This is a genomic window from Zobellella sp. DQSA1, from assembly GCF_041950555.1.
Classification (GTDB): domain Bacteria; phylum Pseudomonadota; class Gammaproteobacteria; order Enterobacterales; family Aeromonadaceae; genus Oceanimonas.
This window is the reverse complement of sequence record NZ_CP169531.1, coordinates 1,108,673-1,128,794: the sequence shown is the minus strand read 5'-3', so window position 1 is coordinate 1,128,794 and position 20,122 is coordinate 1,108,673. Positions and strand designations below refer to the sequence as shown.

Sequence of the window (20,122 nt, the reverse complement as noted above, 5' to 3'; positions counted from 1 at the left end):
ATTATATTGGCATCCTTATGAAAGTTATCTCCTTCAATATCAATGGTCTCAGGGCTCGCCTGCCTCAGTTGCAGGCACTGATCGACAAGCACCAGCCGGACATCATCGGCCTGCAGGAAACCAAGGTGCACGACGACGTCTTTCCGCTGGCGGAAGTGGAGGCCATGGGCTACCGAGTCCATTTTCACGGCCAGAAAGGCCACTACGGCGTGGCCCTGATGAGCAAAGAGGAGCCGCTGGAGATCCGCAAGGGATTCCCCACCGACGAAGAAGACGCCCAGCGCCGGATGATCATCGGCCGCTTCGCCCGCCCCGACGGCAGCCAGATCACCGTACTCAATGGCTATTTCCCCCAGGGGGAAAACCGCAGCCACGAAACCAAGTTTCCGGCCAAGACCCGCTTCTATGCAGACCTGCAGCATTATCTGAATGAGCATCACCAGCCGGACGAGGCCCTGGTGATCATCGGCGACATGAACATCTCCCACACCGACCTGGATATCGGTATCGGCGAACCCAACCGCAAACGCTGGCTGCGTGAAGGCAAGTGCTCCTTCCTGCCGGAAGAACGGGAATGGATGAACCGGCTGCTGGGATGGGGCCTGGTGGATACCTGGCGACTGCAGCATCCGGAGGAAAACCAGACCTATTCCTGGTTCGATTATCGTAGCAGGGGCTTTGACGACAACCGTGGCCTGCGCATCGACCTTATCCTCGCCACCCACCCGCTGGCGGCACAGCTGACCGACACCGGCATCGATTACGAGTTACGCGGGCTGGAAAAGCCCTCGGATCACGCGCCTATCTGGGCCAGTTTCGGGAATTGAGCAAACATAGAGATAGAGTATTCCGAATGCCCGGAGCTATTTCAGGTGGAGGAGAATATGATATATCATCCGCGGGTGTATACCGATGGCGATAACTCACTAAGATAATAATTAAATAAAATAAACTAGGGCCTTAATTAGGCCCCACGCAGATTCATTTTTCAATAGAAAAAGACTTGAAACCAATGAAAGGAGCACTTTCAAAAATGATCTCAGCCGGATAGGATTCCCCCGGCCCTCTTGTGCACAATTTAATCATTTCACTAACAGCATATTCACTTCCCTCAAGAAAAGCTTCCACCGTTCCTAAAGATGTATTTTTGCACAATCCTTTTATACCAAGCATCATAGCCTGCTTGCCCATCCATTTTCTAAATCCAACTTTTTGAACCTTACCTTTAACCTCTATCTTTATTGCAACACACTCCGCTACGGGATCGGCAGGGAATAAATAATCAGCTATCGCTCCAGCTGCGTCAATTGGCATACCACAAGTTGGAAAGTGATGCATGGATATGTCGCAGTTAGCATTTATTTCTATAACTGCATATCTTTGTTCTATTGGAGACTTACTTATATCATCAGCTATTAGGTCAATACCACAGTATGCTAGCTCCGGGAGCGCTCTCCAGCAGTCTTCAGCAATTCTCATAAAATCCGGATGGACTGCCCCTGTAACATCCTCACTATCTCCACCAGCACCGACATTAGCGATAGTTTGAAGGTTTACCCTCGTTTCCGCTGGAACAATACTGGACGGTGATAGCCCACTCCTTTCAAGTCTTGATAACACATCACTACTTAGCTTGATAGGATATCTTCCGGTATATGGATTACTGGAGCGAGTCTTGTTTTTGGCGTCAACAAGCTGCTCTATAGAAGACACTCCATCGCCTATCACAAAAGCAGGAATCCTTTTAATTGCTGCTATAAATTTACCTCCAACAACTAGAATCCTATGGTCATCACCATCAATATGCTCTTCTAAAACAACTCTCTTCGATGATAAACCCTGCATTGCGGAAATCACGTCATTTTCAGATGTTATGGATGATGTAACACCTTTCCCCCCAGAACCAGCAACGGGTTTCACAACAACTTTCTTATGCTCAAGCTGACTGAACCAAGTTATAGCCTTATCGTAATCTTTGGAGTCAATGATTATACCTTTGGGAGTGTATACACCCTGGGCATCTAGATATTTCTTTGTTTCATCTTTATTGTTTGTTATTTTTCTTGTGGCATTAGACGTATACGATGGCATGGCATATCGAAACCTCACCGATTTATTTATCCCCATTGCAGTCCACTGAGGAATCCCGTCTTCATCATTCCAAATATCTATCTTTATATTCCTCTCGTATAAGGAACGACGTAATATGATACGATTGATACCGAGCATTGTTGAAAATATTTGACTTTCATCAAAATCATAAGCTTGGGCTTCCCCATTAAAAACAGGTAGAGTATTCAATGATGCAGTCATTTTTATATTAGTATTTTTCATTATATTTCCTTTTGGCGAGGTTACATACTGCATCATAATGGTTCACATGGGAGTGATCAATCGCATTACATTTTCTAAATAATTTTTATGGTGTGTATCACATTGATGAAATGAATGACCAAGGTAATGGCAACAGAAAAGTTGCAGTCGGAGAAGTAATACAGTTGACTGATTCAAGTATTCATGTCAACCAGCCCCTTTACCCAAAAACTAACCGAGCTACAGCAACCAAGCCAGCATTGAGCCCCAGTTACCGACGGTAAACACCCGGGATATCGTCACTATGGTGTAGCTCCCCCCTCAACTCCCCCGCTTTGGGCTAGCTTCGAGAATTGAGCAAGTTCTGGGATTGGGGACATCACCCCACCCCGTAGTCGCGGTTTCAACAGCGTGATCCTGCTTCATGTCACTGCGGGAGTTCATCAACCCCCGCCAGCAGCAATACCTGTTCTGGCCGCTCCTGGATGTCCGCCTTCGCGGACATGACGGATTTTTGGAACCGGCGCTGCCCGCCACGCGGCTGAAGCCGCGTCTACCACAGTGGAGATTGGGGATTGGGGATTGGGGATTGGGGATTGGGCAAGAGTCCCAAATCCCCAGTCCCCAGTCACCGCCCTTAAGCCGTTCTCGGCTTCAGATGGCGGAACCAGCGGTTCTCCAGTCTGCGGAAGCCCCACACCAGCAGGAAGGTCAGGCACATATAGACCAGGCCGGCCGCCAGGAAGGCCTCGAACGGCGAATAGTAGCGGGAGTTGACGATACGGGCGGCACCGGTCAGATCCACGATGGTGATCACCCCCGCCACCGCCGAACCGTGCAACATAAAGATCACCTCGTTGCTGTAGGCCGGCAGGGCGCGGCGGAAAGAGTTGGGCAGGATAATACGGCGCAGGGTGGTGAGCTTGCTCATGCCATAGGCATAGGCCGCCTCGATCTGGCCCTTGGGCATGGCGTTGATGGAACCACGGATGATCTCGGCGGTATAGGCCCCGGTATTGAGGGTAAATGCCAGGATGGCGCAGAACCAGGCCTGGCTGAACAGGGACCAGGCCGGAGACTGCCGCAGCCATTCCCACTGCCCTGCCCCATAGTAAATAAGGAATAGCTGCACCAGCAGGGGCGTACCGCGGAAAAAGTAGATATAGGCCCAGGCCGGCCCCTTGATCAGCCAGTTGTGGCTGTTGCGACAAATGCCAACCGGCACCGCGATAAGCAGTCCCAGCAACAAGGAGATGGCCACCAGGAAGAGAGTGGTGTAGAGCCCCTGCCAGTAGACATCCCATTCATTAACGACTATTGAAAAATCCATGGTTTACCTCGTCTGAATGGCGTAGTGGCGCTCGGCCCACTTGAGCATGGAGGTGGACAGGGTAGTGAACAGCAGGAAGATCACGGCCACCGCCATGTAGAAGGTAAAGGGCAACTGGGTGGCACCCGCCGCCAGCGATGCCTTGCGTACCATGTCATCGAGACCAATGATGGACACCAGCGCCGTGGTCTTGAGCAATACCAGCCAGTTGTTGCCCAGGCCCGGCAGGGCGTGGCGCATCATCTGCGGAAACAGGATCCGCCGAAACACCAGGGTCGAGGTCATGCCGTAGGCCCGGGCCGCTTCCAGTTCGCCCTTGTCCACCGCCAGAATCGCACCGCGGAAGGTCTCGGTCATATAGGCCCCGAAGATAAAGCCGATGGTGATGATGCCCGCCATAAAGGGGCTGATTTCCACATAGTCGGGCAGATAGCTGACCCACTGGTGATCGGGGCTGCCGCCCCCCACCCACTCGTTCAGCGTCTGATTGAGCGAATAGAGGGAGTTATTGAGCAGTACCTGACCGCCGAAGAAGATCAGCATCATCAGCACCAGATCCGGAATCCCCCGGATCACGGTGGTGTAGCCGGTAGCCAGCCAGCGGGCAGGTTTGAATGATGAGAGTTTGGCCAGCGCCCCCAGCAAGCCCAGGGTCACCGCCAGCAATAATGACAACAGGGCCACCTCTATGGTCACCCAGGCCCCTTCCATCAGGGCGCTTTCGTATCCTTTCAGATCCAGCATAACGACTTCCTATCATACCGGCCCCGAACCGGGGCCGGTAACCGCTGATTAACCGCCGTAAACGTCGTATTCGAAGTACTTGCCGTTGATTTCCTGGTACTTGCCGCTTTCACGCAAGTCCAGGATCGCCTGGTTCAGCATCTCCTTCAGCTTTTGATCCTGCTTGCGTACGGCAATACCGAAACCTTCGCCGAACCACTGCTCATCGGTGACCGAAGGGCCGACGAACTCGAAGGCATCGCCACCTTCCTTGTTGAGCAGACCTTCCTCGATGGCGGTGGCATCCAGGAACACATAGTCGATACGGCCGGCTTTCAGATCCAGGTAAGCCTCGTCGGCGGTGCCGTAACGCACCAGTGACACCTCCCTGCCAAAGTTGTCGGTCAGGTACTTGTCGTGGGTGGTGGCGATCTGCACGCCGATGCGCTTGCCGGCCAGGCCGTCCTTGCTCAGGTCCAGCTCAGCCCCTTTCCTGGCGGCAAACTTGTTGGGCACCAGGGCGTATTTGCCGGTGAAGTCGACGGTGCGCTTGCGCTCCTCGGTAATGGACATGGCGGCGATGATGGCGTCGTACTTGCGCGCCAGCAACGCGGGGATGATACCGTCCCAATCCTGGGCCACCAGTTGGCACTGCACCTGCATCTGCTCGCACAGGGCATTGGCCATGTCGACGTCGAAGCCCTGCAGCTGGCCGCTTTCATCGGTCCAGGAAAAGGGAGGATAGGCACCTTCGATGCCGAAGCGTACGGTCTTCCAGTCCTGGGCCTGAACCGCGCCTGTAGCCAGTGCGGCCATCATGGCGCCTGCAACCAACAATTTTTTCATAAGCCTTACTCCTTGTGTAACGTCCTTGATATTGCTCGTTTGTTAATAAACCGAAGAGATAAATTGCTTGAACCGCTCGGAGCTGGGGTGGGCAAAAACGTGCTTGGGATCCCCCTGCTCTTCCACCATTCCCTGATGCAAAAACATCACCTTGTTGGAGACGTCTCGGGCGAAACTCATCTCATGGGTGACCACCAACATGGTCCGGCCTTCTTCCGCCAGCCCGCGCATGACCCCCAGTACTTCGCCCACCAGCTCCGGATCCAGCGCCGAGGTTGGCTCGTCGAACAGCATCACCTCGGGATCCACCGCCAGGGCGCGGGCGATGGCCGCCCGCTGCTGCTGCCCGCCGGACAGGTGACCGGGATAATACTCCCGTCGCTCATAGAGCCCGACCTTCTGCAGCAGGGCCTCGGCCTTGTCGATGGCTTCTTTCTTCGGCACCTTGAGCACGTGTACCGGCACTTCGATGATATTTTCCAGTATGGTCATATGAGACCATAAATTGAAACTCTGGAAGACCATCGCCAGCCGGGAGCGGATCCGCTCCACCTGACGCATGCTCACCGGCTCTCTCTCACCGGCCTTGTTGGTGCGCATTTCGATCAGTTCGCCATGCACCCTCACCTCACCCGCCGAAGGGGTTTCCAGCAGGTTGATGCAGCGCAGGAAAGTGGATTTACCGGATCCGGAAGAACCGATAATGGAGATCACATCGCCGTTGACCGCACTTAAATCGATACCTTTGAGCACTTCCAGGGAGCCGTAATGCTTGTGCAGGCCCGACACTTCCAGGGCAGGTTTACTCATCCGTTAGACCTTTCTTCCCGATGCCGACAGGGCGGCATGTATTTCATCCATGGTTAACGACTTGTTAACCGCTACCGGAAAATTACCATCAGTTCGGGCCAATAACAACATAATCACCTCCACATCACCTTGTTGGTCGGTTTTTTATACAAGTTAAGCATCCATTGGCAGTATAAAATTATTCACAAATAGCGAATAAATCATCAGCAAGAAAGTCCCCTTCCCCCTCTCCCCTGACGAACGGTGGCGGTTGTGGCTCCGGCCCATGCAGATTTATTCAAAATAATACCAAAGGGTTAGCTGCAGGATCCCACCGACAATGCGGATACGGCCTGCCCGCCATGCGATTGAAATCGTGTCTGCATTCACTCACGGCCGCAAATATTCGGCTTTTTTTTCCATATCGGCTCACGTATTCTGTCGGAAATGGAATCGGCGGTTAAAAATCCAGCCACATCAATAAATTGGAAGATAAACCCTATGTACTCCGGCTTGCTTATCGTATTGTTGCCCCTGGCACTGGGCTATTGCATTCCCTGTCGCTCCCAATCCATCGTTCATTTTATCAATGTCTCAGTAGCGCGCATGGTTTATCTGATCCTGTTTCTGATGGGCATCAGTCTCGCCTTCGTCGATAACCTGAGCACCCACCTGGGCACTATTTTCAGCGTCTGCCTGGTGTTTCTCGGTTGTATCACCCTGGCCAACCTGGCCGGATTGTGGTTGCTCGATGTCAAACGGGGCCGGCTCAGCGGTGAACGGGGTGCCCCCTACATCAGCAAGTGGGCCCTGCTGCTGGACTCCGCCAAGCTGTGCCTGGTAATTGTCGGCGGTGTCCTGCTCGGCCAGTTCCTGGACCCGGAATGGTTCGCGGTGGACAGCTTGAGCGAATGGGCGCTGATGCTGCTACTGCTACTGATCGGCGTCCAGTTGCGTAACTCCGGCATGAAACTGCGGCAAATACTGCTCAACCCCTGGGGTCTGGCCATCGCCCTGGTGGTAATGAGCAGTTCCTGGCTGGGCGGTCTGGCCGGCGCCTGGCTGCTCGACATGCCCCTGACCCACGGCCTGGCCTTCGCTTCCGGCTACGGCTGGTATTCCCTGTCCGGCATCCTGATCAGCGATCAACTGGGGCCAGTGCTCGGCAGTGCAGCCTTTCTCAACGACCTGGCCCGGGAGCTGGTGGCCATCCTGATCATCCCGGCGCTGATGCGCCGCCATCCCTCCTGCGCCATCGGCTACGGCGGTGCCACCGCCATGGACTTTACCCTACCGGTGCTGCAACGTTCCGGCGGAGTCACCGTGGTTCCCATGGCCATCGTCTCCGGCTTTATCCTGAGCCTGGCCGCGCCGGTATTCATCCTGAGCTTCCTTTCCCTCGCCGCCTGATCCCAGCCTGTAATTTTATTTCATATCGACGAGTCCGGCGGCCACCCGGCCCCGGGAGTCGACACTCCGCCATTAAAACGTGATTTAAATCACCTCATCTTATCTTGAATAAAAATAATATTATCTAAAATGTGACCTAAATCACTAAAAATCAAACCATCCAATCGACTATTAACGTGACTTAAATCACAAAACAACCGTTACTGCTCTTTCATTTTGTTAAATGTTGCAAAATTACCATCTAATAATGTGATCATTATCACCTTAAAAATGCCAGGACAGATTACAAAAAGAGAGGCTGATCACGATAAATCGCTCCCCGACTCCCGTTTTCCGTAGAAGTGTTAGATTTCTCTCGAGCTCAACAACCAGGCGTTGCTATCGCCTACCGACAACGGAACTGACATCGCACCAGGCGGGGTTAAAGTTATGCTATCCCAGAACAGCAAGATCAAAATTCAGAACTTCGGACGTTTCCTGTCCAACATGGTGATGCCCAATATCGGCGCCTTTATCGCCTGGGGCTTTATCACCGCCCTTTTCATCCCCACCGGCTGGTTGCCCAACGAAACCCTGGCAACCATGGTCGGCCCCATGATCACCTACCTGCTGCCGCTGCTGATCGGCTACACCGGCGGCAAACTGGTGGGCGGCGATCGCGGCGCCGTGGTCGGTGCCATCACCACCATGGGGGTGATAGTGGGCACCGATATCCCCATGTTCATGGGCGCCATGATCGTCGGCCCCGCCGGCGGCTGGGCCATCAAGCATTTCGACAAGGCCATCGAAGGCAAGGTCAAGAGCGGCTTCGAGATGCTGGTCAACAACTTCTCCGCCGGTATCATCGGCATGCTCTGCGCCATCGTCGCTTACCTGCTGATCGGCCCCTTCGTCAAGCTGATGTCCGCGGCCCTGGCCGCCGGCGTGGGTTTCCTGGTGGACGCCGGCCTGCTGCCGCTGACCTCCATTTTCGTGGAAGTGGCCAAGATTCTGTTCCTCAACAACGCCATCAACCACGGTATCTTTACCCCGCTCGGCATCCAGCAGGCCAGTGAATTCGGCCAGTCCATCTTCTTCCTGATCGAAGCCAACCCGGGTCCGGGCATGGGCGTGCTACTGGCCTACATGTTCTTCGGCCGCGGCAACGCCAAGCAATCCGCCGCCGGCGCCTCCATCATCCACTTCTTCGGGGGGATCCACGAGATCTACTTCCCCTATGTGCTGATGAACCCGCGCCTGATCCTGGCGGTCATCGCCGGCGGCATGACCGGGGTCTTCACCCTGACCCTGTTCAATGCCGGCCTGCAGGCCCCGGCCTCTCCCGGCTCCATCTTCGCCGTAATGCTGATGACTCCCCGCGGTGCTCACCTCGGGGTAGTATTAGCAGTACTGGCCTCGATGGCAGTCTCCTTTATCATCGCCTCCCTGCTGCTGAAGACCCAGCGCCAAACCGAAAGCGGTGACGAGCTGGAAGCCGCCGCCGCCCGGGTGCAGGCGATGAAGGCCGAGAGCAAGGGCGCGGCCGCCAGCATCACCAAGGATCCGGCAGCGGTACGCAAGATCATCGTAGCCTGCGATGCGGGCATGGGCTCCAGCGCCATGGCGGCCAGCATGCTGGCCAAGAAGGTCGCGGCGGCAGGGCTCGGCATCTCGGTCAGCAACCTGGCCATCAACAACCTGGACGACAGCGTCGATATCGTGCTCACCCACAGGGACCTGACCGACCGGGCCCGTCGCCACGCGCCCCAGGCCGAGCATATCTCGCTCACCAACTTCCTCGATGGCTCATTGTACGACAGCCTGGTTGCCCGACTGAGCAAGGCGCGCACCCCGGCCGCCGAACCGGCACCGGCCGAAACGACAGCGCAGGACGACAATGCCCCCTTCCGGCTGCAGGCAAAAAACATCCACCTGGGCCTGAGCGCCGCCAACAAGGAAGAAGCCATCCGCTTTGCCGGCGAGCAACTGGTGAAGGGCGGCTATGTGGAACCGTCCTACGTGGACGCCATGCTGGCCCGGGAACGACTGACCTCCACCTATCTGGGCGAGTCCATCGCCGTGCCCCACGGCACCAGCGACGCCAAGGACGCGGTGAAACAGACCGGGGTCATCGTCTGCCAGTACCCGCAAGGGGTGAAGTTCGGTGACGACGAAGACGATATCGCCAAGCTGGTGATCGCCATCGCCGCCCGCAACAACGAGCATCTCGACGTGATCGCCGCCATCACCGGCGCCCTCGACGACGACGCCGTTATCGCCCGGCTGACCAGCACCCAGAGCGTGGAAGAGGTACTGAAAGTGCTTAATCCGGCCTGAGCCAGGCCCCACTTATGATTGTCGGGGCCGGATAACGGCCCCCTGTTACAAGGTGAACCTATGACAACCGCCATCCACTTCGGCGCCGGCAATATCGGCCGCGGCTTTATCGGCAAACTGCTGGCCGACGCCGGCATCCGCGTGACCTTCGCCGACGTCAACCCCCAACTGGTCGACGAACTGCAGCGCCGCCACAGCTACCCGGTGCATATCGTCGGCCAGGAAGTGCGCACCGACATCGTCACCGGCGTCGACGCCATCGACTCCCGCGAGATCGAGCTGCTGGAATTGATTGCCGGCACCGACCTGATCACTACCGCCGTGGGACCGACCGTGCTCACCCTGATCGCCAAGACCCTGGCCGATGGCCTGCAGCAACGCTTCGAGCGCGGCAACCGCTCCCCGCTCAATATCATCGCCTGTGAAAACCAGGTGCGTGGAACCAGCTTCCTCAAGAGCGAAGTGCTCAAGTATCTGGACGCCCGCTACCTGCCTGACCTGGAGCAGTACGTCGGCTTTGTCGACTCGGCGGTAGACCGCATAGTACCGCCCTCCACCGATACCTCGGATCCCCTGGCGGTTACCGTGGAAACCTTCAGCGAATGGATAGTGGACCAGACCCAGTTCAAGAGCCCCGTCCCCGCCATTGCCGGCATGGAGCTCACCGACAACCTGATGGCCTTTGTCGAACGCAAGCTGTTCACCCTCAACACCGGCCATATCATCACCGCCTACCTGGGCGCCCTGGCGGGCTACCGCACCATCGGCGAAGCCATCGCCGACCCAATGATCCGACAGCAGGTACAAGCCGCCATGCAGGAAAGCGGCGCCGTGCTGATCCGGCGCTACGGTTTCGACCAGGCCCGACACCACGCCTATATAGAGAAGATCCTCGGCCGCTTCGCCAATCCCCACCTGGTGGACGAAATCGACCGGGTCGGTCGCCAGCCCATCCGCAAGCTGGGCCCCGAGGACCGGCTGATCAAGCCCCTGCTCGGCACCCTGGAATATGGCATCGACAACGCAAATCTGTTAAAAGGCATAGCCGCCGCCTTCTGCTACCGCAACGAGGACGATCCCCAGGCGGTGGAGTTGCAGCAGCGGCTGGCGGCAGAGGGGCTGAAAGCCACCCTGGCCCACTACACCGGGCTGGATGCCGACAGCGCCGTCGCCGGACAGATAGAACAGAGGTACCGCGAGCTCAGCCGCTGAGCCGGGCCGGATAACATTGAGCAGTGTAAGAGCCAGAACATGATAAGCCGCGAGCAAGAAGCCGACATATTCGAACGCCTTAACCAGACCCCTTCCGCCCGGGGATTCGTGATCGCCATGGTCGAGGTGTTCGACGACATGCTCGACCAGTTGATCCAGAAAGTCTTTCGCAAGGACGACTACGCGGTCAAGTTCGCGGTCGAACCGCTGCTCGGCACCACCGGGCCACTGGCGGATCTGGCGGTACGGCTCAAGTTGCTCTACGGCCTCGGCATCATTTCGCAGCAGCTGTACCAGGATATCGACCGGCTGCTCAAGCTCAGGGACTACCTCAACAGCCAGGGCCAGGAATACCGGCTTACCGACCCGGAAGTCGCCGAACCACTCAAGGCCCTGCATATGGTGGCCGCCATGGAGGTGCAGCCCTTTGTGGTGCCGTCCCCGGCCGGCGACTTGGATCCCAGCTTGCTGCAGATGCAGCAGCAACGTCAGGAGCAAGTGATCCGCTCCTCGCTGGCGCTGGCGGTGGTGGCCGCCTGTAACGAAATGATGCGCAGCAACCCGCTGGTTGCCGGCTGAAGCGCCCAAAAATCCCCGCCCTAACCCCCTTTGCCCCTTGCACCTTTGCGCTCAATCAGTATTGTGAACAGGGTATTCCTGTTTATTCACTTCCAAAGGAAGGACATTTGATTATGAAAAAAGTAGGTCTGGTCGGCTGGCGTGGCATGGTCGGCTCCGTATTGATGAGCCGCATGGTGGAAGAGGGCGATTTTGCCCGTATCGATCCGGTCTTTTTCACCACTTCCCAGGCCGGCCAACCTGCCCCCGACTTCGGTAAAGACGCCGGTACCCTGCAGGATGCCTTCGATATCGACGCCCTCAAGGCGCTGGATGTGGTACTCACCTGCCAGGGCGGTGACTACACCAAGGAAGTCTATCCCAAGCTGCGCGCCACCGGCTGGAACGGCTACTGGATCGATGCCGCCTCTGCCCTGCGCATGGACGACAGTGCCCTGATCGTGCTGGATCCGGTGAACGGCAAGCAGATCCGGCAGGCGCTGGAAGGCGGCGTCAAGACCTTTGTCGGCGGCAACTGTACCGTCAGCCTGATGCTGATGGCACTGGGTGGCCTGTTCGAGCAGGATCTGGTGGAGTGGGTCTCCGTGGCCACCTACCAGGCCGCCTCCGGTGGCGGTGCCCGCCATATGCGCGAACTGGTAACCCAGATGGGCCAGCTGCGTGATGAAGTGGCTACCGAACTGGCCGATGCCGGCTCCGCCATCCTGGAGCTGGAACGCAAGATCACCGAGAAGACCCGCAGCGGTGACCTGCCGGTGGACAACTTCGGCGTGCCCCTGGCCGGTAGCCTGATCCCCTGGATCGATGTCCAGCTCGAGAACGGCCAGAGCCGGGAAGAGTGGAAAGGCCAGGCCGAAACCAACAAGATACTGCAGACCGGCGCCGCCATTCCGGTGGACGGCCTCTGCGTGCGCATCGGCGCCCTGCGCTGCCACAGCCAGGCCTTTACCATCAAGCTGAAGAAGGACCTGCCGATTGCCGACATCGAGCAACTGCTGGCCGCTCATAACGACTGGGTGAAGGTGGTCCCCAACGACCGCCAGCTGTCGATGGAAGAGCTGACCCCGGCCGCCGTGACCGGCACCCTGACCGTGCCGGTGGGCCGCCTGCGCAAGCTGAACATGGGCCCCGAGTACCTGTCCGCCTTCACCGTGGGCGACCAGTTGCTGTGGGGCGCCGCCGAGCCTCTGCGCCGCATGCTGCACCTGCTGCCCTGAACCGGCCTCCGGCCATGTTCAAACGCCCGCCCCCGGCGGGCGTTTTCTTTGGGCTTGCGCCTGGCCGCAACGCCGATCCCAAAAATCCGTCATGCCCGCGAAGGCGGACATCCAGGTGCGGCCGGCACAGGTCTTGATCCTGGCTGGGTTTGATGGACTCCCGCCTTCTCGGGAGTGACAAGGGATAAATTCGCGGGAGCGAAAAGAGGCCATTCGCGTGGGCCGACGCCGCTACGATTTCCTCCTTCCCGCTTGTTCAAATTATCGCCCCGGGTTAGGATCGGCCCCCTTTTTTGCCGATCACGCCCGAGGTCACCATGAAAACCTTTATCCCCAGCAAAGACGCCGCCCTGGAAGACTCCATCAGCTACTTCCAGCGCCAGCTCCAGTCCCTGGGCTTCAACATCGAAGAGGCCTCCTGGCTGAATCCGGTGCCCAACGTCTGGTCGGTACATATCCGTGACAAGGACTGCCCGCTGTGCTTTACCAACGGCAAGGGGGCCAGCCAGAAGGCGGCCCTGGCCTCGGCTCTGGGCGAATACTTCGAGCGTCTGGCCACCAACTACTTCTTCGCCGACTTCTACCTGGGCCAGGACATCGCCGAAGGCGACTTCGTGCACTACCCCAACGAGAAGTGGTTCAAGCTCCCCCAGGACAACCGCCTGCCCGCCGGCCTGCTCGACGACTTTACCCGCGGCTTCTACAACCCGGACGACGAACTGACCGCGGATATGCTGATCGATCTGCAATCGGGCAACGAGGAACGCGGCATCTGTGCCCTGCCCTTCGAGCGCCAGGGCGACAATGAGACCGTCTACATCCCGATGAACATCGTCGGCAACCTCTATGTCTCCAACGGCATGAGCGCCGGCAATACCAAGACCGAAGCCCGCACCCAGGGGCTGTCGGAAGTGTTCGAGCGCCATATCAAGAACCGCATCATAGCCGAGCGCATCAGCCTGCCGACCATCCCCGCCGAGGTGATGGCCCGCTACCCGCACATCCAGGAGTCCATCGCGGCGCTGGAAGCGGAAGGCTTCCCCATCCACGCCTTCGACGCCTCGCTGGGCGGCCGCTACCCGGTGATCTGCGTGGTGCTGTTCAACCCGGCCAACAGCACCTGTTTCGCCTCCTTCGGCGCCCATCCACGTTTTGAAGTGGCACTGGAGCGTACCGTGACCGAGCTGTTGCAGGGCCGCAGCCTGAAGGATCTGGACGTGTTCGTACCACCTTCCTTCGACGATGACGAAGTGGCCGATCACCACAACCTGGAAACCCACTTTATCGACTCTTCCGGCCTGATCAGCTGGGATCTGTTCAAGGACCAGGCCGATTACGACTTCGCCGACTGGGACTTCAGCGGCAGCTCCGAGCAGGAATTCAACCACCTGATGGCGGTGTTCAACGAGCTGGAGCAGCCGGTCTATATCGCCGACTACGAGCACCTGGGCGTGTACGCCTGCCGCATCCTGGTGCCCGGCATGTCCGACATCTACCCGGTGGAAGACATGCTGCTGGCCAACAACAACATGGGTGCAGGGCTCAGAGCAACACTGCTGAGCCTGCCGACCAGCGACGCCGACGGCGAGCAGCTGATGGGCCTGTACGAGCAACTGGAAGAGGAAGGGCTGGACGACTTTACCCGGGTACGGGAATTGCTCGGCATCGCCCCCAACAAGGGCACCGCCTGGCACACCCTGCGGGTGGGCGAACTCAAGTGCATGCTGGCCCTGGCCGCCGGCGAGCTGGAAACCGCCCTGGACTACGCCGACTGGACCCTGAGCTTCAACGCCTCGGTATTTACCGAAGAGCGCCACCGCTACTACCGTTGCCTCAAGGCGTCGCTGGAACTGCACCTGGATGACGACCGCGAGCCGGGACAATACAGATCCGCCTTCGACAGCATGTTCGGCGCCGACACCGTGGCCCAGGCCTGGCAACAGATCGCCGGCGAAGCCCGCTTCCACGGCCTGACCGCCGCCGACGAAAGCCTGGCGGACTTCGCCGCCCACCAGGCGCTGCTGGCCACCTACGAGAAGCTGCAGAAGGCCAAGCGCACCGCCCAGTGGGGATAAGGAACTAAGCGCAGCCTCCTCTTCGCGGAAGTGACCACAAAGCACTCCGAAGAGGTGTCAACCCAAGCAAAACCCCGGCATTCGCCGGGGTTTTGCTTTATACCCTTCCTAGGGCCAGGGCCAGCTCAGGAACGTTTGTCCTTGAGAATGTCTTTCAGCCCGGCGGCATCTATGGCGCCGGGGATCAGGGTGCCGTCGGGGAACACCAGCGCCGGGGTGCCGTTCAGCCCCAGGCCGCGGAACAGGGCCATATTCTCGGTCAGCTTGTCGGCTATCTCCCTGCTGTCGGCCTTGGCCTGCAGGCTCTTGGCGTCCAGCCCCGCCTTGTCGGCGATGGTGGCCAGGGCTGCCGCCTGCACCCGTTGCTGGCTCATCAGTGCCTGGTGCAACTCCTCATACTGCCTGGGCGCATCCTGGGCCGCGGCCAGCGCCAGCCGGGCGGCCTGCACCGAGTCCGGCCCCAGAATGCCGATGTCCTTGACGATCACCTTCAGCTCGGGCTCGCTTTTCAGCACCTCCAGCAGGGTCTGGTTCATACGGCGGCAGTAGGGACAGTTATAGTCGGTGAAATACACCATCTCGATCTTGCCCTTGCTGTTCCCCATGATGCCGTCGGTACTATTGGCGAACAGCTGTTGCGATTGTTCCTTCAACTGCTGCTCGAACTGCTGCTGCTGGACCAGCTTGTCCTTCTCTTCCAGCTTGATGATGGCCTCGCGCAGAATCTCCGGCTGCTCAAGCAGGGTCTCGCGCACCAGTTGCTGGAATTCTTCCCGGCTCATCTCGGCATGAGCGGCGGGCAACAGGCCCAGGGCCAGTACCGGCACCATGGTTTTCAGTAATGTATGCTTCATTGGATTCTCGCTTCAGGTTATTTCAGGGCAGACTAACAGACCGGTATCGCCACCAAAAGTGCACGTCGTTACTTGTTAATCAGATAGTCCCTGTCAAAAAAGGTACATACCCAGTGCGGACGGAACACCACCAGCAGGGTAATGGCCATGCCATTGAGCAACGCTTCCGGGAACAACAGCAGCGGCAGTATGCTGACATAGTTGTCCATCACCGTTGGCCAGGAATATTGACCCGACCACAGCATAAAGCCGGCGAAGGCCAGGGTCTTGGCGGTGATGGCCAGGGCCGCATTGAAAAAGCCGGCCACAAAGATATAAACGAACAAGTGTCGGTACAGGTAACTATAGGTCAACAGGAACACGAAATAGCTGACCGCGATCGGCAGTATCACCCCCAGCAGCAGGTTAATACCGACGTCGCCCCAGGACTCGACACCGAACAGGGTCACCAGCAGCAGGCTGAGCAGCGCCGTCAGTTGGCTCAGGCGCCAGCCCAGCATCAGCGTCAGGGCGGTCAGGCCGAGAAAGTGGATCTCCAGCCCCTCCTTGATCCCGGCCTGCAACATCCACAGTGGGACCAGGGCGATGGCCGCCCCGAAGCACAGGTGCTGCCGGGTTTTATCCGCCAGCCATGCATGCCAGTCCAGGCTCCGGGCTGCCACCAGCAACACCACCATACTCAGCAATATCGACATCGGCATCGGCTCCTTTATGCACTTACCCGGTTCACTGATATTCAGCTCAGCATACTAGCATGTCTCAGGACCACAGGGCCCCTGATCAGGGTGACCGGATACATAACGGCACATTCCGGAAAACCGGAAACATCCGACCGGAGAATTCCGAAAAATCAGAATCCTCGTTACCGGCCCCCATAAGAATCAACAGGTTACAAAATAAAACACCCTGTTAACCCTTGGCATCAAAAGTGCAACCTTATTACTGCACAACCATAACCAAGGAAGCTAACCAATGAAGGTCATCAAACACTGTCTGCTCGGCGCCACTCTGGCCCTTTCCGTTACCGCCACCCAGGCCAACGAGTTCATCAACGTGCTCACCGGCGGCACCAGCGGCGTTTACTATCCGCTCGGCGTGGCCATGTCCCAGCTTTATGGCGAACACATTCCCAACGCCCGGGTGCAGGTGCAGGCCACCCGTGCCTCGGTAGAAAACCTGACCCTGCTGGAACGGGGCCGGGGCGAAATCGGCTTTGCCCTCGCCGACAGCGTGGGCGATGCCTGGAACGGAGTAGAGGAAGCCGGCTTTCAGGCACCGCTGAAGAAATTGCGCGCCGTGGGTTCGACCTATTCCAATTACATCCAGATAGTGGCCCGGGCCGACAGCGGCATCAACAGCCTGGAAGATCTGAAAGGCAAGCGTATTTCGGTCGGTGCCCCCCGTTCCGGCACCGAGCTCAACGCCCGCGCCATCTTCAAGGCCGCCGGCCTGAGTTATGACGACTTCTCCCGCACCGAATACCTGCCCTTCGGCGAGTCGGTGGAGCTGATGAAGAACCGCCAACTGGACGCCACCCTGCAGTCCGCCGGCCTCGGCATGGCCGCCTTCCGGGATCTGGCTTCCCACGCCCCCGTGGTGTTTATCGCCATTCCTGAAGAAGTGGTCGCCCAGATTGGCAATGACGCCTATCGCACCGGGGTGATCCCCGCCGGCACCTACACCGGCCAGGACGCGGACGTACCCACGGTTGCCATCAGCAACCTGCTGGTGACCCACGAGAAGGTCTCTGACGACACCGCCTACCAGATGGCCAAGCAGGTCTATGAAAACCTGCCCGCGCTGGGCAACGCCCACAGCGCCGCCCACGGCATCGATCCCGAACAGGCGGTGGCAGGCCTGCCGCTGCCGCTGCATCCGGGCGCCGAGCGCTACTTCAAGGAAAAAGGCCTGCTGAACTGAGGGCCGGGCCACGGGCGAGCCGTCCGTGGCCACCCACGAATCACCGCGACCAAAAACAAGAAGGGCCACAGTCGGCCACCGAATAACCAGCAGCCAGGCCGCCGAGTGACGGTACCGGCTGAGGAGTGATGATGAACAGTGCCAATACCCGGCCCCATGCGCTGATTTTCTACGGCGCCCTGGCCTTTTCGATCTTCCAGATCATTACCGCCGCCTTCAGTCCACTGTCCACCACGGTAGTACGGGCCATCCACGTCGGCTTTCTGCTGTTTCTGGTGTACCAGCTTTACGGCGTGCGCGGCCAATCCCTGACCCGGCCTTCGGTATGGAGCATACTGCTGGGTACGGCCGCCCTGCTGTTCGCCTTCTACCATTGGTGGTTCGAGGCGGACCTCATCTATCGTGCCGGTGACATGAACCAGGCCGACTGGGTCATCGGGAGCGTCACCCTGGTGATGGTGTTCGACGCCGCCCGCCGGCTGATGGGCTGGGCCCTGCCACTGATCTGCCTGGCGTTCGTCGGCTATGCCCTGTTCGGCCAGTACCTGCCCGATGCGCTGATGCACCGGGGCTATGATCTCGATCAGGTGGTGTCGCAGTTGGCCTTCAGTACCGAAGGCATCTACGGTACCCCCACCTATGTGTCTTCCAGCTACATCTTCCTGTTCATCCTGTTCGGCGCCTTCCTCGAGCAGGCAGGCATGCTCAAGCTGTTCAACGACGTGGCCATCGGCTCGGTCGGCCACACCCGCGGCGGTCCGGCCAAGGTGTCGGTACTGTCCTCCGGCATGATGGGCACCATCAACGGCTCCGGCGTGGCCAACGTGGTCAGCACCGGCCAGTTCACCATTCCGCTGATGAAGAAATTCGGCTACCGGGCCGAGTTCGCCGGCGCGGTGGAAGCCACCAGCTCCATGGGCGGCCAGATCATGCCGCCGGTGATGGGCGCCGTGGCCTTTATCATGGCCGAGACCATCAATGTGCCCTACGTGGAGATCACCAAGGCGGCCCTGATCCCCGCCGTACTCTATTTCTTTACCGTCTTCCTGATGGTGCACCTGGAAGCGGGCCGCGCCGGTCTGCACGGCCTGCCCAAGGAAGAATGCCCGAGCCCTCTGGACGCGCTCCGCAGCCGCTGGTACCTGCTGCTGCCGCTGGTGGCGCTGGTGGTGATGCTGTTTTCCGGTTTCACCCCCCTGTTCGCGGGCATGATGGGCCTGGCGCTCACCGTGGTGCTGATCATGGGTAACGGCATCGCCAAACACCTGGGCCCCAAGGGACTGCGCTACGCCTTTTGGATAGGGCTGGGCCTGGCCTGCGCCACCTTCAACCACTTCGGCATCACCGCCATCTTCGTGATCGTGGCGGTGCTCACCGTGCTACTGCTGGCCAAGCGCGAGCAGGGTATCTTGTCTACCGTGGTCAACGCCCTCTACCAGGGCGCCTTGCACGCGCTGCCGGTGGGTGTGGCCTGTGCCCTGGTGGGGGTCATCATCGGCGTCATCTCACTCACCGGGGCCGCCACCATCGTCGCCGGCTACATCATCCAACTGGGCGAGCACAGCCTGCTGCTGTCCCTGGCGCTGACCATGCTTACCTGCCTGGTGCTGGGCATGGGCATCCCCACCATCCCCAACTACATCATCACCAGCTCCATTGCCGCCCCGGCGCTGCTGGAACTGGGCGTGCCGCTGATCGTCTCGCACATGTTCGTGTTCTACTTCGGCATCATGGCGGACCTGACCCCGCCGGTGGCCCTGGCCGCCTTCGCCGCCTCGCCCATCGCCAAGGCTTCGGGGCTCAAGATCGGCATCCGCTCGTTGCAGATCGCCATCGCCGGCTTCGTGGTGCCCTATATGGCGGTGTACGCCCCTGAGCTGATGCTGCAGGGGGACGCAGGCTGGCTGGCTACCGTCTTCGTGGTGTTCAAGGCACTGCTGGCAGTCTCCCTGTGGGGCATGGGCGCCATCGGTTACTGGCTGCGTCCCTTCGCCTGGTGGGAACGACTGGCCGCCGTGGCCGCCGCCGCCCTGCTGGTGTTCTCGCTGCCGCTCACCGACGAGCTCGGCCTGGGCCTGGCTGCCCTGCTGCTGGGCCGGCACTGGTGGCAATACCGCCGCCGGCAGCAACCGGCCCTGGCCTGATGATCTGCCTGGCCTCGGGACCCGCCCTGGTGATGCTGCTGACCGGCGGCATCAGCCTGAGCTGGGATCATTCGGTGGAAAAAATCCGCTGGACCGAGTACTACCGGGCTGAAGCCGGCCTGCTACACCTGGTGGAGGCCCGGGTACAGGGCTCGGGCGCCGGCATGGAAGCGCCTCCGGGGGCGCGACTGGAGCAGGGCAGCTGGCGCTGGCGGCCGGACCTGCGGCTGGAACGGGTAACCCTTGCCAGCTCGGAATTTACCGGGGATTATACCCTCTGCCCGGACTCGGGCCCGTGCCGGCCCCTGGGTCACTGGTTACCGGCCGGGCACAGCGTTACCCTCACCGCCTGTGAGGTTGCGGAGGTCGACTGAATACCCCACTCAAGAAGCGA

General features: G+C 59.0%; 17 protein-coding genes. 10 read left to right on the top strand and 7 right to left on the bottom strand.

Annotation, left to right across the window (positions count from 1 at the left end; translation table 11 throughout):
* Positions 1–17: 17 nt before the first annotated feature.
* The gene (xthA, locus tag ACEVBK_RS05420) at positions 18–827 is read left to right on the top strand and encodes an exodeoxyribonuclease III (RefSeq protein ID WP_375057575.1); all 810 of its coding nucleotides are present in this window, start codon (positions 18–20) and stop codon (positions 825–827) included.
* 154 nt (positions 828–981) lie between these two features.
* Here xthA and ACEVBK_RS05415 read toward each other — a convergent pair whose 3' ends face one another.
* The 5 genes from ACEVBK_RS05415 to ACEVBK_RS05395 form a co-directional block, all read right to left on the bottom strand.
* Positions 982–2,334, bottom strand: a complete 1,353-nt coding sequence (locus ACEVBK_RS05415) for an acylphosphatase (protein ID WP_375057574.1) — start codon at positions 2,332–2,334, stop codon at positions 982–984.
* A 616-nt stretch (positions 2,335–2,950) separates the two neighbouring features.
* Positions 2,951–3,643 (bottom strand): ABC transporter permease, encoded by a 693-nt coding sequence (locus tag ACEVBK_RS05410; protein WP_375057573.1) that lies wholly within the window; start codon positions 3,641–3,643, stop codon positions 2,951–2,953.
* A gap of 3 nt (positions 3,644–3,646) precedes the next feature.
* Complete coding sequence (locus ACEVBK_RS05405; protein WP_375057572.1) at positions 3,647–4,387, bottom strand: ABC transporter permease; 741 nt, start codon at positions 4,385–4,387, stop codon at positions 3,647–3,649.
* A gap of 48 nt (positions 4,388–4,435) precedes the next feature.
* A complete protein-coding gene (locus ACEVBK_RS05400) occupies positions 4,436–5,212 on the bottom strand; it encodes an ABC transporter substrate-binding protein (RefSeq protein ID WP_375057571.1) in 777 nt (258 codons plus the stop codon).
* A 42-nt stretch (positions 5,213–5,254) separates the two neighbouring features.
* Positions 5,255–6,022 (bottom strand): ABC transporter ATP-binding protein, encoded by a 768-nt coding sequence (locus tag ACEVBK_RS05395; RefSeq protein ID WP_375057570.1) that lies wholly within the window; start codon positions 6,020–6,022, stop codon positions 5,255–5,257.
* A gap of 480 nt (positions 6,023–6,502) precedes the next feature.
* Here ACEVBK_RS05395 and ACEVBK_RS05390 point away from each other — a divergent pair, with 480 nt between their 5' ends.
* From ACEVBK_RS05390 to ycaO, 6 genes are all read left to right on the top strand, one after another.
* On the top strand, positions 6,503–7,411 hold the full coding sequence (locus tag ACEVBK_RS05390) for a lysine exporter LysO family protein (protein ID WP_375057569.1): 909 nt from the start codon (positions 6,503–6,505) through the stop codon (positions 7,409–7,411).
* Positions 7,412–7,840: 429 nt separating this feature from the next.
* Positions 7,841–9,727 (top strand): PTS mannitol transporter subunit IICBA, encoded by a 1,887-nt coding sequence (locus tag ACEVBK_RS05385; RefSeq protein ID WP_375057568.1) that lies wholly within the window; start codon positions 7,841–7,843, stop codon positions 9,725–9,727.
* 60 nt (positions 9,728–9,787) lie between these two features.
* Complete coding sequence (locus tag ACEVBK_RS05380; RefSeq protein WP_375057567.1) at positions 9,788–10,939, top strand: mannitol-1-phosphate 5-dehydrogenase; 1,152 nt, start codon at positions 9,788–9,790, stop codon at positions 10,937–10,939.
* Between the two features lie 39 nt (positions 10,940–10,978).
* Positions 10,979–11,518 (top strand): MltR family transcriptional regulator, encoded by a 540-nt coding sequence (locus ACEVBK_RS05375; RefSeq protein ID WP_375057566.1) that lies wholly within the window; start codon positions 10,979–10,981, stop codon positions 11,516–11,518.
* Between the two features lie 113 nt (positions 11,519–11,631).
* Positions 11,632–12,735, top strand: a complete 1,104-nt coding sequence (gene asd / locus ACEVBK_RS05370) for an aspartate-semialdehyde dehydrogenase (RefSeq protein ID WP_375057565.1) — start codon at positions 11,632–11,634, stop codon at positions 12,733–12,735.
* A 317-nt stretch (positions 12,736–13,052) separates the two neighbouring features.
* On the top strand, positions 13,053–14,810 hold the full coding sequence (ycaO, locus tag ACEVBK_RS05365; RefSeq protein WP_375057564.1) for a 30S ribosomal protein S12 methylthiotransferase accessory factor YcaO: 1,758 nt from the start codon (positions 13,053–13,055) through the stop codon (positions 14,808–14,810).
* A gap of 125 nt (positions 14,811–14,935) precedes the next feature.
* Here ycaO and ACEVBK_RS05360 read toward each other — a convergent pair whose 3' ends face one another.
* Complete coding sequence (locus tag ACEVBK_RS05360) at positions 14,936–15,664, bottom strand: DsbA family protein (RefSeq protein WP_375057563.1); 729 nt, start codon at positions 15,662–15,664, stop codon at positions 14,936–14,938.
* Between the two features lie 68 nt (positions 15,665–15,732).
* Positions 15,733–16,359 carry an energy-coupling factor ABC transporter permease gene (locus ACEVBK_RS05355; RefSeq protein WP_375057562.1) on the bottom strand — a complete coding sequence of 209 codons (627 nt, stop codon included), beginning with the start codon at positions 16,357–16,359 and terminating at the stop codon, positions 15,733–15,735.
* 277 nt (positions 16,360–16,636) lie between these two features.
* On the opposite strand from ACEVBK_RS05355, the gene ACEVBK_RS05350 reads away from it, so the two are divergent.
* The 3 genes from ACEVBK_RS05350 (at position 16,637) to ACEVBK_RS05340 (ending at position 20,102) form a co-directional block, all read left to right on the top strand.
* Entirely contained in the window at positions 16,637–17,584 is a 948-nt protein-coding gene (locus ACEVBK_RS05350; protein ID WP_375057561.1) for a TAXI family TRAP transporter solute-binding subunit, read from the top strand.
* A gap of 128 nt (positions 17,585–17,712) precedes the next feature.
* Complete coding sequence (locus ACEVBK_RS05345) at positions 17,713–19,728, top strand: TRAP transporter permease (RefSeq protein ID WP_375057560.1); 2,016 nt, start codon at positions 17,713–17,715, stop codon at positions 19,726–19,728.
* Positions 19,728–20,102 carry a DUF1850 domain-containing protein gene (locus ACEVBK_RS05340; protein WP_375057559.1) on the top strand — a complete coding sequence of 125 codons (375 nt, stop codon included), beginning with the start codon at positions 19,728–19,730 and terminating at the stop codon, positions 20,100–20,102. The genes ACEVBK_RS05345 and ACEVBK_RS05340 overlap by 1 nt, the downstream gene beginning before the upstream one ends.
* Positions 20,103–20,122: the final 20 nt, after the last annotated feature.

Coding starts and splice junctions, on each gene's coding strand:
- xthA (WP_375057575.1), top strand. CDS start 18: ATGAAAGTTATCTCCTTCAATATCAATGGTCTCAGGGCTCGCCTGCCT.
- ACEVBK_RS05415 (WP_375057574.1), bottom strand. CDS start 2,334: ATGAAAAATACTAATATAAAAATGACTGCATCATTGAATACTCTACCT.
- ACEVBK_RS05410 (WP_375057573.1), bottom strand. CDS start 3,643: ATGGATTTTTCAATAGTCGTTAATGAATGGGATGTCTACTGGCAGGGG.
- ACEVBK_RS05405 (WP_375057572.1), bottom strand. CDS start 4,387: ATGCTGGATCTGAAAGGATACGAAAGCGCCCTGATGGAAGGGGCCTGG.
- ACEVBK_RS05400 (WP_375057571.1), bottom strand. CDS start 5,212: ATGAAAAAATTGTTGGTTGCAGGCGCCATGATGGCCGCACTGGCTACA.
- ACEVBK_RS05395 (WP_375057570.1), bottom strand. CDS start 6,022: ATGAGTAAACCTGCCCTGGAAGTGTCGGGCCTGCACAAGCATTACGGC.
- ACEVBK_RS05390 (WP_375057569.1), top strand. CDS start 6,503: ATGTACTCCGGCTTGCTTATCGTATTGTTGCCCCTGGCACTGGGCTAT.
- ACEVBK_RS05385 (WP_375057568.1), top strand. CDS start 7,841: ATGCTATCCCAGAACAGCAAGATCAAAATTCAGAACTTCGGACGTTTC.
- ACEVBK_RS05380 (WP_375057567.1), top strand. CDS start 9,788: ATGACAACCGCCATCCACTTCGGCGCCGGCAATATCGGCCGCGGCTTT.
- ACEVBK_RS05375 (WP_375057566.1), top strand. CDS start 10,979: ATGATAAGCCGCGAGCAAGAAGCCGACATATTCGAACGCCTTAACCAG.
- asd (WP_375057565.1), top strand. CDS start 11,632: ATGAAAAAAGTAGGTCTGGTCGGCTGGCGTGGCATGGTCGGCTCCGTA.
- ycaO (WP_375057564.1), top strand. CDS start 13,053: ATGAAAACCTTTATCCCCAGCAAAGACGCCGCCCTGGAAGACTCCATC.
- ACEVBK_RS05360 (WP_375057563.1), bottom strand. CDS start 15,664: ATGAAGCATACATTACTGAAAACCATGGTGCCGGTACTGGCCCTGGGC.
- ACEVBK_RS05355 (WP_375057562.1), bottom strand. CDS start 16,359: ATGTCGATATTGCTGAGTATGGTGGTGTTGCTGGTGGCAGCCCGGAGC.
- ACEVBK_RS05350 (WP_375057561.1), top strand. CDS start 16,637: ATGAAGGTCATCAAACACTGTCTGCTCGGCGCCACTCTGGCCCTTTCC.
- ACEVBK_RS05345 (WP_375057560.1), top strand. CDS start 17,713: ATGATGAACAGTGCCAATACCCGGCCCCATGCGCTGATTTTCTACGGC.
- ACEVBK_RS05340 (WP_375057559.1), top strand. CDS start 19,728: ATGATCTGCCTGGCCTCGGGACCCGCCCTGGTGATGCTGCTGACCGGC.